Annotated in this window: 11 protein-coding genes; 4 read left to right on the top strand and 7 right to left on the bottom strand. The window is 66.3% G+C overall.

All coding sequences use genetic code 11. The features are described from left to right. Positions 1-25: 25 nt before the first annotated feature. The 6 genes from WKB88_RS17330 to WKB88_RS17305 all read right to left on the bottom strand — a co-directional run bounded on the left by WKB88_RS17330 (position 26) and on the right by WKB88_RS17305 (position 8,715). Positions 26-694 (bottom strand): lysophospholipid acyltransferase family protein, encoded by a 669-nt coding sequence (locus tag WKB88_RS17330; RefSeq protein ID WP_341395809.1) that lies wholly within the window; start codon positions 692-694, stop codon positions 26-28. Next, positions 681-1,385, bottom strand: coding sequence for an HAD hydrolase-like protein (locus tag WKB88_RS17325; protein ID WP_341395808.1), 705 nt, complete (start codon positions 1,383-1,385; stop codon positions 681-683). Before WKB88_RS17325 ends, WKB88_RS17330 begins: the two co-directional genes overlap by 14 nt. Positions 1,386-1,495: 110 nt before the next feature. Then, positions 1,496-4,393 carry an excinuclease ABC subunit UvrA gene (gene uvrA, locus WKB88_RS17320; protein WP_341395832.1) on the bottom strand — a complete coding sequence of 966 codons (2,898 nt, stop codon included), beginning with the start codon at positions 4,391-4,393 and terminating at the stop codon, positions 1,496-1,498. Positions 4,394-4,468: 75 nt separating this feature from the next. After that, the gene (locus tag WKB88_RS17315) at positions 4,469-4,846 is read right to left on the bottom strand and encodes a GntR family transcriptional regulator (RefSeq protein ID WP_341395807.1); all 378 of its coding nucleotides are present in this window, start codon (positions 4,844-4,846) and stop codon (positions 4,469-4,471) included. A 126-nt stretch (positions 4,847-4,972) separates the two neighbouring features. Then, complete coding sequence (locus WKB88_RS17310) at positions 4,973-6,949, bottom strand: ABC transporter ATP-binding protein (RefSeq protein WP_341395831.1); 1,977 nt, start codon at positions 6,947-6,949, stop codon at positions 4,973-4,975. A gap of 32 nt (positions 6,950-6,981) precedes the next feature. Beyond that, entirely contained in the window at positions 6,982-8,715 is a 1,734-nt protein-coding gene (locus WKB88_RS17305; protein ID WP_341395806.1) for an ABC transporter ATP-binding protein, read from the bottom strand. 475 nt (positions 8,716-9,190) lie between these two features. Between WKB88_RS17305 and WKB88_RS17300 the strand changes: the two genes are divergently transcribed. Then, positions 9,191-9,829 carry an MBL fold metallo-hydrolase gene (locus WKB88_RS17300; protein ID WP_341395805.1) on the top strand — a complete coding sequence of 213 codons (639 nt, stop codon included), beginning with the start codon at positions 9,191-9,193 and terminating at the stop codon, positions 9,827-9,829. A gap of 92 nt (positions 9,830-9,921) precedes the next feature. After that, positions 9,922-11,325, top strand: coding sequence for an APC family permease (locus WKB88_RS17295; protein WP_341395804.1), 1,404 nt, complete (start codon positions 9,922-9,924; stop codon positions 11,323-11,325). A gap of 35 nt (positions 11,326-11,360) precedes the next feature. Here WKB88_RS17295 and WKB88_RS17290 read toward each other — a convergent pair whose 3' ends face one another. Then, positions 11,361-12,140 carry a trans-aconitate 2-methyltransferase gene (locus tag WKB88_RS17290; protein WP_341395803.1) on the bottom strand — a complete coding sequence of 260 codons (780 nt, stop codon included), beginning with the start codon at positions 12,138-12,140 and terminating at the stop codon, positions 11,361-11,363. A 396-nt stretch (positions 12,141-12,536) separates the two neighbouring features. Between WKB88_RS17290 and WKB88_RS17285 the strand changes: the two genes are divergently transcribed. Continuing rightward, positions 12,537-13,310, top strand: a complete 774-nt coding sequence (locus WKB88_RS17285) for a hypothetical protein (protein ID WP_341395802.1) — start codon at positions 12,537-12,539, stop codon at positions 13,308-13,310. A 175-nt stretch (positions 13,311-13,485) separates the two neighbouring features. Beyond that, complete coding sequence (locus WKB88_RS17280; RefSeq protein ID WP_341395801.1) at positions 13,486-16,026, top strand: DEAD/DEAH box helicase; 2,541 nt, start codon at positions 13,486-13,488, stop codon at positions 16,024-16,026. Positions 16,027-16,030: the final 4 nt, after the last annotated feature.

Below are 16,030 nucleotides of genomic sequence, written 5' to 3'. Positions count from 1 at the left end.
GGACGCTGAACCGGTTGCCCCGGGCTTACCCTTCGGGCTTGCTCTGGTTGTAGCTGCCGGAGCGCTCCTGCCCGGAGAGCTCGGCGATGGCGTCCATGACCCGGTCGGTGGCCTGCCGGCGGGCCGGCAGCGCGTGGTCCGGTCCGGTTTTCTGGAAGTAGAGCGGCCGGCCCACCTTCATCGTGAAGTGCTGCGGTTTGATCCATTTCCTGCCCGCAGGCTGCAGGTTCTCGGTGCCGATGAGTCCCACCGGAACGACCGGCGCGCCGGAGGTGAGGGCCAGCCAGCCGACGCCGGTGCGGCCGCGGTACAGCAGGCCGTCGCGGGAACGGGTCCCCTCCGGGTAGATGCCGATGCCGCTTCCTTCTTCCAGCCGGTCCAGGAGGGTTTTCAGGGCTGCCACGGAGGCGGCCTGCTGGCCGCGTTCCACGGGGATGGACCCTACGCCCTCGAAAAAGGTCCGCATGGCCGCGCCCTTGACGCCGGTGCCGGTGAAGTATTCCGCCTTGGCGAAGAACGCAACCGGCCGGGGCATCAGCGCCTGCGTAAGCACGCTGTCCAGGAAAGAGAGGTGGTTGGCGGCGACGATGAACGCTCCGTCGGCGGGCACGTTCTCCAGTCCGATGACGGTGGGCCGGCACAGGCCGGCGATCAGTCCCCGGGTTGAGGCCCGGGTCAGGTCATACACGCCCATGCGCGATGTCCCCTTCCTGCAGGCGGAAGCCCTCGAGCTCCGCCAGCAGTTCTTCGGCCGATCCGACGACGGCGGCGGCGCCTGCCGCGGCAAGCTCGCCGTCGGCGGCAAAGCCCCAGGAAACCCCGATGCATTCCAGGCCGTTGGCCGCCGCGCCGTGGACATCATGCCGGCGGTCGCCCACCATCACGGCGCGGTCGTAGCGGCCGGACTGCCGTTCCAGCGCGGCGCGGATGATGGCGGCTTTGCCGTCCAGGGCCGCGGCGGCCTGCTCGTCGGCGGGCGAGCCGTGCACGGAGTCGAACAGCCCGGAAAGTCCCTGCACCCGGAGCAGCTCATGGGCCAGCGGCTCCGGTTTCTGGGTGGCAACGGCCACTGCGGTGCCCCGGGCACGCAGCGCTTCGACAGCTTCGGCGATGCCGGGGTAGGGGCGGCTCTGCGCCATTCCGGTCTCCCGGTAACCGGCCCGGTAGCGCGCAACGACGTCGTCGACAAGCCCCTCGGGAACGCCGGCAATCTCCCGCAGCGACGTGACGAGCGCGGGCCCGACCATCCGCTGCAGTTCCGCCGCCGGGGGTACGGGCAGGCCGCACGCTTCGAGGGCGGCGCTGATGCCGCCGGTGATGCTGCCTGCCGGATCCACAAGGGTTCCGTCCAGGTCAAAGAGTACTAGGAGCCGGGATTCTTTCACCGGGACAGTTTCCCACACCTGCGGCCGGGTACGGAAAAAGGCATTCCCGGCGGGGAATACCTTTTTCCGTAATGTCCGGCAAATTTACCGGTTGATAGGGCGTGCGGGGTTTATGCCGCTCCCTTTTGCTTTTCGAACAATTCAGCCAGGAACCGGCCGGTGTGGCTGACCTCGGAGGCAGCCACCTTTTCCGGTGTTCCGGTGGCAATCACCTGTCCGCCGCCGTTTCCGCCTTCGGGACCCATGTCGATGATCCAGTCGGCGCTCTTGATGACGTCAAGGTTGTGCTCGATGGTGATCACCGTGTTGCCCTTGTCCACAAGTCCCTGCAGGACCAGCAGCAGCTTGCGGACGTCTTCGAAATGCAGTCCGGTGGTGGGTTCATCCAGCACGTACACGCTGCGCCCGTTGGACCGCTTCTGCAGCTCGGCGGCAAGCTTCACGCGCTGCGCCTCGCCGCCCGAGAGGGTGGTGGCCGGCTGCCCGAGCCGGACGTAGCCCAGGCCAACGTCAACCAGCGTGTTCAGGTGCCGGGCGATCGGCGAGAACGCGGCAAAGAACTCAGCTGCCTCCTCGATGGACATGCCCAGGACCTCGGCGATGTTTTTGCCCTTGTAGTGCACCTCGAGGGTTTCGCGGTTGAACCGCCCGCCGTGGCACACCTCGCAGGGCACATAGACGTCCGGCAGGAAGTTCATCTCGATCTTCAGCGTTCCGTCGCCGTGGCACGCTTCGCAGCGCCCGCCCTTGACGTTGAAGGAGAACCGGCCCGGGAGGTAGCCGCGGACCTTGGACTCGTTGGTCTCCGCGAACAGCTTGCGGATGTGGTCCCAGACGCCGGTGTACGTGGCCGGGTTGGACCGCGGCGTGCGCCCGATGGGGCTCTGGTCCACATGGATGACCTTGTCGAGGTTCTCCAGGCCGTCGATGCGCAGGTGCCGGCCTGCCACGTGCTTGGCGCCGTTGAGCTTGGCGGCCAGCGTCTTGTAGAGGATGTCGTTGATCAGGGTGGATTTACCCGATCCGCTGACCCCCGTCACCGCGGTGAAAACACCCAGCGGAATGGAGACATCGATGTTGCGCAGGTTGTTCTCCCGCGCCCCGACAATCTTCAGCTGGCGTGACTTGTCCACCTTGCGGCGCTTGGCCGGAATCTCGATTTTGCGGCGCCCGGACAGGTACGCGCCGGTCAGGGACCGCTCGTTGGTGAGCAGGTCCGCCAGGGAACCCGAGTGCACCACTTCGCCGCCGCGTTCACCGGCGCCCGGTCCGATGTCCACAACCCAGTCGGCTTCGTGAATGGTGTCTTCGTCATGCTCCACGACAATCAGGGTGTTGCCGAGGTTCCGCAGCCGGGCCAGAGTTTCGATCAGCCGCCGGTTGTCCTTCTGGTGCAGGCCGATGGACGGCTCGTCGAGGACATACAGCACCCCCACGAGTCCGGAACCGATCTGGGTGGCCAGCCGGATCCGCTGCGCCTCGCCGCCGGAGAGCGTGGCGGCTGCCCGCTCCAGGCTCAGGTACTCCAGCCCGACGTCGAGCAGGAAGGTCAGGCGCGCCAGGATTTCCTTCAGCACCTGGTCACCGATGCGGGCTTCACGGGCGGTGAGGTCCAGTCCGCCGAGGAACTCCGCCGCCTCGCGCAGCGGCAGGGCTGCCACCTGGGCGATGTTCTTCCCGTTGATCAGCACGGACAGTGACGCCGGGTTCAGCCGCGCTCCGCCGCACTCGGGGCACGGGGTTTCCCGCATGTACTCCTCGTACCGGTCGCGGGCGCTGTCGGATTCGGTTTCCAGGTGCTTGCGGTGGATGTAGGAGATGACGCCTTCAAAGCCGGTGCTGTACTTGCGCTCCCGGCCGAAGCGGTTCTTGTACTGGACCACCACCTTGTGGTCCTTGCCGTTGAGGATCGCTTCGCGGGCCTTCGCCGGCAGCTTCTTCCACGGCACGTCCATGGAGAAGTCCATCTCCTTGGCCAGGCCGGCCAGCAGCCGGTTCCAGTACTCCAGCGTTGCGTTGCCCAGGGCCCAGGGAGCCACGGCCCCGGCGGCCAGGCTCAGGTTGGGGTTGGGGATCACCAGTTCCTCGTCAACCTCCAGCCGGCTGCCGATGCCGGTGCAGACCGGGCAGGCACCAAAGGGGTTGTTGAAGGAGAAGGACCGGGGTTCGATTTCGTCGATCGCCAGCGGGTGCTCGTTCGGGCAGGCCAGGTGTTCGGAGAACGCCCGAATCCTGTCCTCGCTCTTTTCGTCGACATCCACGAAGTCGGCCAGGATGCGTCCCTCGGCCAGGCCGAGCGCGGTTTCCACCGAGTCGGTCAGCCGCTGCCGGATACCGTCCTTGGCCACGAGCCGGTCCACCACCACCTCGATGGTGTGCTTGTACTGCTTGCCCAGCTTCGGCGGGTCGGAGAGCTGGACCTGCTTGCCGTCAACTTTGGCGCGGGAGTAGCCCTTGGCAGCGAGCTCCTGGAAGAGGTCAACGAATTCGCCCTTGCGGCCGCGCACCACCGGGGCCAGGATCTGGAACCGGGTGCCTTCGGGAAGTTCGAGCAGCTGGTCGACAATCTGCTGCGGAGTCTGGCGCGAGACCGGCTCGCCGCACACTGGGCAGAACGGGGTCCCGACGCGCGCCCAGAGCAGGCGCATGTAGTCGTAGATCTCGGTAATGGTGCCAACGGTGGAGCGCGGGTTCTTGGAGGTGGACTTCTGGTCGATGGACACCGCCGGGGAGAGGCCTTCAATGAAGTCCACATCCGGCTTGTCCACCTGCCCGAGGAACATGCGCGCATAGGAGGAGAGCGACTCGACGTAACGGCGCTGTCCTTCGGCGAAGATCGTGTCGAAGGCCAGGGAGGACTTTCCGGACCCGGACAGGCCGGTGAAGACAATCATCGCGTCGCGCGGCAAATCCAGATCCACGTTGCGCAGGTTGTGTTCCCGGGCGCCCTTGACGACCAGGCGGGAAAGATCATTGCCGCGGTGCGGCTCGTTGGCACTATCGGCCATCAAAGAGGTAGCTGTAGACACAATTTCCACTGTAGTTCACCGTTTGGTTCGAAGATGTATTCGACGCCGCAGTGTTCACCGCAGGCGAAGAGCCGTCTCGACATAGGTCATGGCTTCCTGCGGATCGAGACCGTTGGCGCGGACGGAGTCAGCAAAGACGGCCGCTGCCTCGGCCACCCGGCGCCGTCCGTTGTCCCCCGCTGCTGCAATGACGGTGCCTGCCCGCGAGCGCGTGGTGACCACTTCGGCCTGTTCCAGTTCGCGGTAGGCACGGGCGACCGTGTTGACCGCCAGGCCGAGCCGGGCGGCGAGCGCGCGCACGGGCGGAAGACGGGTTCCGACGGCGAGGCGTCCCTCATTGGCAGCATCCAGGATCTGGACCCGCAGCTGTTCGAAGGGGGGAACGGTGCTTGTGCCGTCGATGCGGACCCAGGACAGGACGTCGTCGCTCATGGGACCGCCTTCATGTTCGGGAGCTGGAGCCGCCTCGAGGATGACGGCGGCAGGTCTGGTGCAGCGGGTTCTCGCTTGCTGCAGTTCCATTTTGCCACGCCGGTGCCTGTTCCGCCGGGAGGCAGGTCACGGCGGGGAGCCTGTCCCCTCCCCCGTGCCGGCATCCGCATCACCGGCATCCGCAGGCTCCGCGAACTGGGAGCGGTACAGCTGTGCGTAGAATCCCTCGGCGTCCAGCAGCGCCCCGTGGGTTCCCTGCTCGACAATCTCACCGTTCCTCACCACCAGGATCACGTCCGCGTCGCGGATGGTGGAGAGCCGGTGGGCGATGACGAAGCTGGTGCGGGCTTCCCGCAAGGCGTTCATGGCCAGCCGGATGGAGATCTCCGTCCGCGTGTCCACCGAGCTGGTGGCCTCGTCCAGGACCAGGATGGACGGGTTCGCCAGCCAGGCCCGGGCTATGGTGATCAGCTGCCGCTGCCCCTGGCTCAGCGAGCCGCCGTCGTTCCCCAGGACGGTGTCATACCCCTCGGGCAGCGAGCGCACAAAGTGGTCCACGTGGGTTGCCCTGGCGGCCCGGACTATCTGCTCGTCCGTGACGCCGGGGGCGCCGTAGGCAAGGTTCTCCCGGATTGTTCCTTCGAAGAGCCAGGCGTCCTGGAGCACCATGCCGATGTTCTTCCGCACATCGTCCCGCCGCATCCGGGCCGTGTCGACGCCGTCTATCGTGATCCGCCCGGCGTCGATGTCATAAAAACGCATGAGCAGGTTCACCAGGGTGGTCTTCCCCGCCCCCGTGGGACCGACAATGGCCACCGTCTGCCCGGGTTCCGCCACGAAGGACAGGTCCCGGATTAGCGGGGCGTCGGGCGAGTAGCTGAAATCCACGTGCTCAAAGGCCACGCGGCCCCGGACGGCGGGCAGGGTCAGCGGATCTACCGGATCGGGCTCCTGCTCCCGGTCGTCCAAAAGTTCGAACACACGTTCGGCTGAGGCTACGCCTGACTGCAGCATGTTGATCAGAGAGCCAATCTGTCCCAGCGGCTGGGAGAACTGGCGGCTGTACTGGACGAAGGCCTGCACGCCGCCGATTGAGAGCCGCCCGTTGGCCACCAGGATGCCGCCCACCACGGCAACCGCCACATAGTTAAGGTTCGAGATGAACTGCATGGTGGGCATGATGACGCCGGAAACGAACTGTGCCTTGAAGGAAGAGCGGTAGAGGGCCTCGTTGGCCGGGCGGAAGCCTGCCACGACCCGTTCCTGCTGTCCGAAGGCCTTCACCACGTCCTGGGCGCTGAACATTTCCTCGATGTACCCGTTCACCTCCCCCGTGGACTTCCACTGCTGCATGAACTGCACCTGCGAGCGCTTGGCAATCAGCACGGTGACGACGGCGGAGACCGGCACCGTGACCACGGCGATCAGTGCCAGCAGCGGAGACAGCCACAGCATCATGCCCAGCACCCCCACGATGGTCAGCACTGACGTAATGATCTGGGTCAGGGTCTGGGAGAGCGTCTGGGCCAGGTTGTCGATGTCGTTGGTGACCCGGCTGAGCACGTCCCCGCGGGATTCGCGCTGGAAGTGGGACATGGGCAGCCGGAACAGCTTGCCGTCCACGTCCTTCCGCAGCCGGTACATGGCGTTCTGCACCACCCGCGCCGTAACGCGTGCCTGCAGCCAGCCGAAGAAGAACGCAGCAATATAGATGCCCAGCACCCCCAGCACCAGTACCCGCAGCCTGCCGAAGTCCACCCCTGCCCCGGGCACCACGTCCATGGCGGCGAGCATGTCCGCCAGCTGGTTCTCCCCGGCGCTGCGCAGCTCCCGGACCTGCTCGTCCTTGCTGGTTCCCGGCTCAAGCCCGGCGCCGATCACGCCGTCGAAGATGACGTTGGTGGCTTCCCCCAGGATCCGCGGAGCGGTGACCGCGAGCGCCACGGAGACGACGGCGGCAACCAGCACCAGTGCCAGCCGGAGCCGGTCCGGGGCCATCAGGGACAGAATCCGTTTCACGCTGGCCCGGAAGTTCAGCGGTTTGGCCGCCGGAGCATGCCCTCCGCCGTGTCCTCCCCCATGCCCTCCCCCGGGCCCGCGCATTACCGGGCGGGGGCCGCCGCGTGCCGGGGCGCTCACTGCACTTCCTCCGCCGTGAGCTGTGATTCGACGATTTCCCGGTAGGTGGGCGAGGAATCCATCAGCTCGGCGTGCGTCCCCTGCCCGGCAATCCGCCCTTCCTCCAGTACGACTATCCGTCCGGCGTCGGTGATCGTGTTGACCCGCTGGGCGACGATCAGCACGGTGGAGTTGCGGGTGCGCTGTTTGAGTGCGGCCCGGAGCCGGGCGTCCGTCGCGAAGTCCAGCGCGGAGAAGCTGTCGTCGAACAGGTAGACGGAGGGCCGGACCACCAGCGCCCGGGCGATGGCCAGGCGCTGCCGCTGGCCTCCGGAGAAATTGCCGCCGCCCTGCTCCACCCGGTGTTCCAGCGCCCCCTCGGACGCACGGACAAAATCGGCCGCCTGGGCGATCTCGAGGGCTTCCCAGAGTTCGGCGTCGGTGGCGTCCGGTTTGCCGAAGCGCAGGTTGGAGCCGATGGTTCCGGAAAACAGGTAGGCCTTCTGCGGCACCAGGCCGATGCCGCTGCGCAGCGAGTGCAGCGTGACTTCCTCGATGTCCTGGCCGTCGATGCTGATTCCCCCCGACGTGGCGTCCAGCAGCCGGGGCACCAGGTTCAGCAGTGTGGACTTGCCGGCCCCCGTGGATCCGATGATCGCTGTGGTCCTGCCTGACTCCGCAGTGAAGGAGATCCCGTGCAGCACCGGCGCCTCCGCCCCCGGGTAGGTGTAGCCGACGCCGTCGAACACCAGGGTTCCGCCGTCGAACACCAGCGGCACGGCCGCCGGGGCATCATGGACCGTGCTCTCGGTATCCAGGACCTCGTAAATGCGTTCGGCACAGACGGCCGCGCGCGGGAGCATCATGATCATGAACATGGACATCATCACGGCCATCAGGATCTGCATGATGTAGGCAATGAATGCCGTGAGCGCGCCGATCTGCATCTGGCCGGCGTCAATGCGGTAGGCGCCCAGCCACACCACCGCAACGGAAGCCAGGTTCGCCACGAGCATCGCGGCGGGGAAGAGCAGCGCCATGTACTGCGCCGTCCGCAGCTGGGTGCCGGTCAGGTCCGCGTTGGCGGTGTCGAAGCGGGCCTCTTCGGTGCGCTCCCGGACAAAGGCCCGGATCACCGCAATGCCCATGATCTGTTCGCGCAGCACCGAGTTCACCCGGTCGATCTGCTTCTGGGCACGGCGGAACAGCGGAATCAGGCGGCGCAGCACCAGCCCGATCACCGCAAAAAGGACCGGCAGGATCAGCAGCAGGATCCCGGACAGCGGCACATCCTGGTTCAGTGCCAGCACCACCCCGCCGATCCCCATGATCGGCGCGGAAACCATCACGGTGAATGTCATCAGCAGGGCCATCTGCACCTGCTGCACGTCATTGGTGGTGCGGGTGATCAGGGACGGAGCGCCGAAGACGCCTACTTCCCGGGAGGAAAAGGATTCCACCGTGGTGAACAGGTTGTCGCGGATGTTTCGGCCCACGCTCATGGCCACCCGGGCGGCAAAGTACGTGGCGGTGACCGCACAGAGGACCTGCCCGGCGGTAATGGCCAGCATCCAGCCGCCCAGCCCCAGGATGACGCCCGTGTCCGCCACGACGACGCCGCGGTCAATGATGTCGGCATTCAGGGTGGGCAGGTACAGCGTTGCCGCGGTCTGCAAAAACTGCAGGATAACGACGGCGGCCACCGCACCCTTGTAGGGAGCCAGGTTCTGCCGGATAAGCCGTACGAGCACGCTTTCCTCCCGGACCGGCCGGTTCCAGCACCGGCACCATCCGAACGTACGCCGCCGCACCCGGGCAGGCAATACCCGGCTGCCGGCGCGCTAAGGCGGATGTTCCCCGGCAGGGCTGGCAGCGGGCGCCGACGGGCCGGGCCGGGCCGGGCCGCACCTGCGAGCGCCTGTGCCTCCGGACGCCTGTGCCTCCGGACGCCTGTGCCTCCGAGCGCCTGTGCCTCCGGACGGGGCGCGGCAGTGGCTCCCGCACTGGTTCCCACTCTTTGTTACCTCACGGGACTGGTGTGGCCCCAGCTGTCTCAAGAGCCACACGCAGTGGGAACGCGTGCGGGGCAGGCGGCGGGAGGACGCCCATCGTGAGTCGGGCCGGCCCGTCTGCATCGGCGAGCGCACCGGGTGCGGCGCCGGGGCATCGGCGAGCGCGGACGCCCTTGCCCTGTGCGAGCCGCCGCCCGCAACTAGACTTACCGGCATGATTGATTTGGAGAAAGTCACCATCCGCAGCCGGTCCGTGGGCAGCATGGACAACAACGTCTACGTCATTACCGCCAAGGACACCGGAGCCCAGGTGCTCATTGACGCCGCCGATGATTTCGCCGCGATCCGGGAACTCCTGGCCGAAGCCGCCGGAGATGCCGCCGCACCCGCCGAAGTGCAGCTGATCATCACCACGCACAGCCACTGGGACCATGTCCGTGCCCTCGCCGAAGCCGCTGCTGCCACCGGCGCGCGAACCGCCGCCGGCAGCGAGGACATCCCGGACATCGAGGTGCCCACCGACGTGCCGCTGGAGCACGGGGACGTCAGGGCCTTCAACGGCTTCGAACTGGAAGCGATCAAGCTGCGCGGGCATACTCCCGGATCGGTGGCACTGCTGTACCGCGACCCGAGCGGACCGGCCCATCTCTTCACCGGAGATTCCCTGTTCCCCGGCGGCCTGGGCAACACGCAGAAGGATCCGGAGCGGTTTGCGTCCCTCTACGCAGATGTATTCGAACGCGTGTTCGAATACCTGCCGGACAACACCGTCGTCCACCCCGGGCACGGGGCCGGCACCACCCTCGGTGCGGAGCGCCCCCACCTGCAGGAATGGAAGCAACGCGGCTGGTAGCAGCCCGTTTGCCGGATGCTCCGTTGACCCCCGCTGTTTGACGGCCTTACGCTCCAGAGGGACCCCTTCGGACCGGATGAGAGCGTGGCCCCGTGGCAAATTCACAGTCATCGACGTCCGGGCCGGCCGGTGCCGCGACACCTCAGATCGGGCTGCTGGCCTGCGTGGCCTTCGGTGTCGGCACCACTGTGGGCGGCGGGGTCTTCACGCTTTCCGGAACGGCAGTGAACCTTGCCGGGCCGGGCGCAGTCCTGAGTTACATCATTGCGGGCGTTGTGATGGTCCTGTGTGCACTGTCCTTCATCGTGGTTTCCACCCGGGCCGCGGACGGCGAATCAGGATACGGCCCGGTCGGCACCATTCTGAGCCCCTTCTGGCGGTTCATTGTGATGTGGGCCTTCTATCTCAACGGCGCCACGATCGTTGCCTACCTGGTGGATTCCTTCGGGGACTATCTGCACGAGTACTTCCTCCCGGCGATCGGGACGCTGGCGCTCGCGCTCGCCGCCACCGCACTGGTAACGGCCCTGAACCTGGGCCCGACGGCGCTGGTTGCCAAAGCTGAAACGTGGATCGTGGGCATCAAGCTTGCCCTGCTCGTCCTGTTTGCCGTCTGGGGCCTGACCGAGCTGCGGCCGGATGCAGTAGACCGCCCGCTGCCGCAGGGCACCGGCGGGGTGTTCTCCGCCGCCGCCCTCCTGTTCACCGCCTACACCGGCTTCAACGTCATTACAAACATGGCCGGGTCGGTGAAGAACCCCCGCAAAACCGTTCCGCGCGCCATCCTGCTGACGCTGCTGGTGTCGGGCCTGATCTATCTGGGAACAGTGCTGGCCATGATGGCCAGCGGACTTACCGTCTTTACCGCCACCGGAGTGTCACAGGCTGCGGAAATCGTCATGGGGTCGTGGGGCGGGCTCCTGGTGGCTTTCGCCGCCTGCCTGTCCACGCTCTCCGGCGCCAACGCCAACGTGCTGGGCGCCTCCGAAATTATCCTGCGCATGGTGGCGCGCGGCGATGTGCCCCCTGCGCTGGGGCGGCACAGCCGCAGCGGCCACCCCTATGTCAGTGTTCTGCTGCTGGCCGCCATCACGGTCCTGCTGGTATTGCTCAACGACACCACCTTTGTGGTCTCCATCGCCAATGTCGCCGCCATCCTGGCCATGATCGTGGTGAGCGTTGCGGCCGCCGTGCTCGGATTCCGCAAGTGGCCCGGTGAGGGAGCAAGGCTCCCTCTCGGCCCGGTCATACCCGTCCTTGCGGTGCTGGCGGCGGCAAGCCAGCTGCCCTCCCTAAGCCCGGCGGCGCTGCTTACCGGGTTACTGCTCACCGGCTTGGGCGGCGCGCTGTATCTGGCCCGGCACTGGGACCGCGGAGGTGCCGGCAGCCGGGACCACGCCAATGAGCAGATTGACGCCCTGAACACTCCGTTGATGAAAGCCGCACGCTCCCGTCCCCCGGTGGGGCGCAGCCACGGCTCCCGCCGGTACTCCTAGCCCCGCCGGTGCTGGGAGTACCGGGGTTGACCCGTTCAGCCTCTCTTGTGCCCCACCATGAAGATGCGGCGGAACGGAAAGACCGTGCCCCATGAACGTTCGGGATACGCCTTCCGCAGCAGCGCTGCATACTGCTCTTCGAAGCGGGAGAAATCCTGCGGGTCCAAAGCAGCGATGACGGGACGCAGGGCGGTTCCGCGGACCCACTCCAGCACCGGGTCCCTGCCCTGCAGGACCTGCGAGTAGCTCGTCTCCCACACATCGGCCTCAAAGCCGGCCTCCGTCAGCAGCCCGAGGTAGTCTTCCGGCTCATCCACGGCATCCGCGTGGCGAAGGACTCCGTCCAGCTTGTCCGCCCACTCGGCGCCCGCTGCCAGCTCCCGCATCAGGGCGTGGGAAGGAGCTCCAAAGTTTCCCGGCACCTGCACCGCCAGCCAGGCACCGCCGTCGAGCTGCTTGGCCCAGCGGCGGATCAAATCCTGGTGCCCCGGCACCCACTGCAGGGCGGCGTTGGAGACCACCACGTCCGTTCCGGGCTCCGGATCCCAGTCCTCGATGCCCGCCTGTACAAAGTCCAGATTGTCCGGGGCCTGCTCCAGTGCACGGGCCTGCTCCACCATGTCCTGCGAGGAGTCGACGCCCGTGACCCGTGCGCCGGGCCAGCGGGAGGCGAGCGCCGCCGTCAACGGCCCAGGACCGCAGCCCAGGTCAACAACCCTGCGCGGGTTGTCGGCGGCAATGCGGGCCGTGAGGTCGAAAAACGGCCGGTCGCGGTGCGAGGAGAACTGTGTGTACTTCCGGGGATCCCATTTCATGCCGCCGAGCCTAGCAAAGGGACGGGCCCGGCAGCTGCCGGCCTTCATCCGGGGTCACGCCTGCTGGGGGCAGGCCGGCAACCGCTGACCAACCGGGCCCGGGCGGCCACAGCGCGTCGGCGCAGATCCGCGCGTCTGTCCGCTGGTAGGTTCGGGGCGGGCGGCATAGGGGATTTCCGGGAAAGGAAGATATGAATCTTTTCAAGCGCAGGGATTCCGCCGCAGAGCCGGATCCGGCCGAAGTCTTTTGGCAGTGATGGACCATGGGCGGCGCATCCCGGTTCAGCGCAGCAGCGGATTCCGCCGGGTTCTTCTCGGCTGCATCATCATCACCGGGCCCGCGGGCACCGTCCGCGCCTTCGGCCAAACCCCAGCACTAGTAGCGAAAGGTTCACAATGAGTCAGTCGCCAGACGGCACCGCCGAAACCAACCCTTTCACCAAGCCGGGTTTCATCATTTCAGCCGCCCTGGTGGCCGCACTCATTGCCGCCCTAGTAGTCATTCTCCTGCTCCCCAAAGGTGAAGACACAGCGCAGTCTGCTCCACCCCCAACCTCGGGCAGCAGCTCCGATTCAGGGGCTCCCCCTTCCAGCTCAAGCGATGACAACAACGTCAGCAGGGAGAGTATCTGTGGTTTGCCGCTGACCGATGAGCTGGCGCTGGCTACAGCTCCGACATCGAACTGGGAGTTGGTGGACGCAATGGCAGCACCGACTGACCCGAGGACCTTCGGCCCAGGAATAACTGAGGAGGACGGCTTCCGCTCGTGCTTCGCCAACTCCCCGGCCGGTGCACTGTACGCAGCGATGAACGTTGCGGCCCTTGGCTCCTCCGGTTCTCCCGAGGTGGTGGCGAAAGCGTCGGACAAACTGCTTGTCCCCGGCACCGGGCGGGACGCCGCCGTGAAAGATGCAGCTAAAGGTGTGACCTCGGGAGACAGCTCGCCGATCCAGGTGCGTGGCTTCGTCGTGAAGTCGTATACCCCCTCAGAAGCCAACCTGGATCTTGCCTTCGAAACCGGCAAAGGAGTTCTCGCCCGGATATCCATGTCCATGCGGTGGATGGACGGAGATTGGAAGGTGAAGCCGGCCGATGACGGTTCACCTTATGGCGCTATGTCCCCGCTCAGTGATCTGAGCGGTTTCCTCCTGTGGTCCGGAGCTTCGTAGGGCCGTTTACTGGAGCGCGGTCGCGCAGTCGTCCTCGTCTATCCCTGAATCACAAACTAAGGAAGCATTCCAGGTTTCAATCCCGCCCCGGATGGAGTCAGGTGCGGCAGTTCCTCGAGCCGCTGCCTGCCGGCGGTCTGCAGTGCGCTGCCGCGCCCGATAGTCTGGTATGGACATGAAACTTCTTGAACAGCTTGCCTCCGGCCCGTCCAGTACCCGCACCATCGACCCCGACGAGACGTACACGTCCTTCCTGGAATGGGTCGAGAGCCGGGGCATGTCGCTGTACCCGGCGCAGGATGAAGCGGTGATGGAGCTGGTGACGGGCAACAACGTCATCCTGGCCACCCCCACCGGCTCGGGCAAGTCCATGGTGGCCATCGCGGCACACTTCCACGCCATGGCGCACGACGAGCGCAGCTACTACACCGCGCCCATCAAGGCCCTGGTGTCGGAGAAGTTCTTCGCACTGTGCGAGATCTTCGGTGCCGAGAACGTCGGGATGGTCACCGGCGACTCCTCCGTGAACAAGGACGCCCCGATCATCTGCTGCACCGCGGAGATCCTGGCCAACATTGCCCTGCGCGAAGGCCCCGACGCGGACCTCGGCACCGTGATCATGGACGAATTCCATTTCTATTCCGACCCGCAGCGCGGCTGGGCCTGGCAGGTTCCGCTGCTGGAGCTGCCGCAGGCCCAGTTCCTGCTGATGTCCGCCACCCTGGGCGACATGACCCGGATCGCGAACGAACTCAGCGAGCTCACCAACCGGGACACGGTCACGGTCTCCTCGGTGCAGCGCCCCATCCCGCTGCACTACTACTACGTGGAAACCCCGGTGCAGGAGTCCCTGGAGGAGCTGCTGGCCACCAAGCAGGTTCCGGTCTACGTGGTGCACTTCTCCCAGATCGAAGCCATTGACCGGGCCCAGGCCCTGATGAGCATCAACGTCTGCACCCGCGAGGAAAAGGACAAGATTGCCGAGCTGATTGCCGGGTTCCGGTTTGCCCCGGGATTCGGGAAGACCCTGAACAGGCTGGTCCGGCACGGCATCGGCGTGCACCACGCCGGCATGCTGCCCAAGTACCGCCGTCTGGTGGAGCAGCTGGCCCAGGCCGGGCTGCTGAAGGTCATCTGCGGCACCGACACCCTCGGCGTCGGCATCAATGTACCCATCCGCACCGTGCTGATCACCGCGCTGTCCAAGTACGACGGCACCCGGACCCGGCCGCTGAAGGTCCGCGAGTTCCACCAGATCGCGGGCCGCGCCGGGCGGGCCGGCTACGACACGGCGGGCACCGTCGTCGTGCAGGCACCGGAACACGTCATTGAAAACGTGAAGGCGATGGCCAAGGCGCACGCCAAGTTCGGCGACGACCAGAAGAAACTGCGCCAGGTGGTGAAGAAGAAGCCGCAGGCCGGCTTTGTGTCCTGGGGCAAGCCCACCTTCGAGAAGCTGGTGGACGGGACCCCGGAGCCGCTGACCTCCAGCTTCAACATCACCCACTCCATGCTGCTGAACCTGCTGGAACGTCCTGGCGATCCGTTCACGGCTGCCAAGAAGCTGCTCACCAACAACCACGAGACCCGGTCCTCGCAGCTGGCGCTGATGAAAAAAGCGCTGAGCATCTACCGCGAGCTGAAGACCGCCGGCATTGTGGAGGTGCTGCCCGAGCCCGACGCCGACGGCCGCACCGTCCGCCTGAAGGTGCATCTGCAGCCGAACTTCGCCCTGAACCAGCCGCTGTCCCCCTTTGCGATGGCCTCCCTGGAGATCCTGGACCCGGACAGTCCGTCCTACGCCCTGGACGTGGTGTCCGTGATCGAAGCGATCATGGAAAAGCCCCGGCAGGTCCTCTCCGCTCAGGAGAAGAAGGCCCGCGGCGAGGCGATCGCCGCCATGAAGTCCCAGGGCATCGAATACGACGAGCGGATGGCCCTGCTGGAGGAAGTCACCTATCCGCAGCCGCTGGCGGAGCTGCTGGAGCAGTCCTTCGAGGTATACCGCTCGGGTGCCCCGTGGCTCGGGGAGTTCGAGCTGAGCCCCAAGTCCATCGTCCGGGACATGTACGAACGCGCCATGAGCTTCGGCGAGTACGTGCAGTTCTACTCCCTGGCCCGCTCCGAAGGGGTGCTGCTGCGCTACCTCTCGGACACCTACAAGGCGCTGCTGCACACAGTGCCGCCGGAGCGGCTCCGTGAAGACCTGGAAGACATCATCGAGTGGCTGGGCGAGCTGGTCCGGCAGACCGACTCCTCCCTGCTGGACGAATGGGAGGAGCTCACCAACGGCATCAACCCGGACGCCTCGGCTGAACCGGTCCTGCCTCCGGTGCCGGATCGCCTCACCGCCAATGTGCGGGCCTTCCGGGTCATGGTCCGCAACGAAATGTTCCAGCGGGTGAAGCTCTTCGCCGATGAGGACGACCGCGCCCTGGGCGAGCTCGACGGCGACGCCGGCTGGGACGCCGACCGCTGGGCCGACGTGCTCGATGCCTACTTCGAGGAACATGAGGACATCGACGACGGCCCCGACGGGCGCGGGCCGAACCTGTTGATCATCAAGGAGCTTCCGGGCAAATGGGAGGTGCGGCAGATCTTCAAGGATCCGGCCAACCACTTGGACTGGGGCATCAATGCCGAGGTTGACCTCGCGGCGTCGGACGACGCCGGAGCTCCCGTCATCAAGGTGATCCACGCGGGCCGCCTCGATTAGGCTG

The organism is Arthrobacter sp. G119Y2, from assembly GCF_038069765.1.
Taxonomy (GTDB): Bacteria; Actinomycetota; Actinomycetes; order Actinomycetales; family Micrococcaceae; genus Arthrobacter_B.
The sequence above is the reverse complement of the archived record's forward strand: the minus strand, read 5'-3'. Positions and strand labels throughout refer to the sequence as shown.

Excerpts from the sequence above, each read along its gene's own strand:
- WKB88_RS17330 (WP_341395809.1), bottom strand. The coding sequence starts at position 694 with ATGGGCGTGTATGACCTGACCCGGGCCTCAACCCGGGGACTGATCGCC.
- uvrA (WP_341395832.1), bottom strand. The coding sequence starts at position 4,393 with ATGGCCGATAGTGCCAACGAGCCGCACCGCGGCAATGATCTTTCCCGC.
- WKB88_RS17315 (WP_341395807.1), bottom strand. The coding sequence starts at position 4,846 with ATGAGCGACGACGTCCTGTCCTGGGTCCGCATCGACGGCACAAGCACC.
- WKB88_RS17310 (WP_341395831.1), bottom strand. The coding sequence starts at position 6,949 with ATGCGCGGGCCCGGGGGAGGGCATGGGGGAGGACACGGCGGAGGGCAT.
- WKB88_RS17300 (WP_341395805.1), top strand. The coding sequence starts at position 9,191 with ATGATTGATTTGGAGAAAGTCACCATCCGCAGCCGGTCCGTGGGCAGC.
- WKB88_RS17290 (WP_341395803.1), bottom strand. The coding sequence starts at position 12,140 with ATGAAATGGGATCCCCGGAAGTACACACAGTTCTCCTCGCACCGCGAC.
- WKB88_RS17285 (WP_341395802.1), top strand. The coding sequence starts at position 12,537 with ATGAGTCAGTCGCCAGACGGCACCGCCGAAACCAACCCTTTCACCAAG.
- WKB88_RS17280 (WP_341395801.1), top strand. The coding sequence starts at position 13,486 with ATGAAACTTCTTGAACAGCTTGCCTCCGGCCCGTCCAGTACCCGCACC.